Origin of the sequence: Pantoea sp. OVA07A (genome assembly GCF_019969975.1) — a bacterium.
Lineage (GTDB): Bacteria > Pseudomonadota > Gammaproteobacteria > Enterobacterales > Enterobacteriaceae > Pantoea > Pantoea agglomerans.
On the sequence record NZ_JAHXYM010000018.1, the window covers coordinates 1 to 621 of the forward strand.

The following is a 621-nucleotide window of genomic DNA, read 5'->3' on the forward strand; positions in this document are numbered from 1 at the left end:
TGCTCTTTAACAATTTATCAGACAATCTGTGTGGGCACTCGCAGGATTGATATCAGCGTCTCCGGACGTAAAAAATATCAAGCCTCACGAGTGAACACATAATGAAATTCATTATGACGTTTTACAGATGAGCACCGCTTAACTTGTTTAAGCAAATCAAACTTAAATTGAAGAGTTTGATCATGGCTCAGATTGAACGCTGGCGGCAGGCCTAACACATGCAAGTCGGACGGTAGCACAGAGGAGCTTGCTCCTTGGGTGACGAGTGGCGGACGGGTGAGTAATGTCTGGGGATCTGCCCGATAGAGGGGGATAACCACTGGAAACGGTGGCTAATACCGCATAACGTCGCAAGACCAAAGAGGGGGACCTTCGGGCCTCTCACTATCGGATGAACCCAGATGGGATTAGCTAGTAGGCGGGGTAATGGCCCACCTAGGCGACGATCCCTAGCTGGTCTGAGAGGATGACCAGCCACACTGGAACTGAGACACGGTCCAGACTCCTACGGGAGGCAGCAGTGGGGAATATTGCACAATGGGCGCAAGCCTGATGCAGCCATGCCGCGTGTATGAAGAAGGCCTTCGGGTTGTAAAGTACTTTCAGCGGGGAGGAAGGCGA

General features: G+C 51.5%; 1 rRNA gene. It reads left to right on the forward strand.

Going from position 1 to position 621, the window contains the following annotated elements:
- Positions 1-164: 164 nt before the first annotated feature.
- Positions 165-621: ribosomal RNA gene (locus LC417_RS22245) — 16S ribosomal RNA — on the forward strand; the annotation flags it as partial.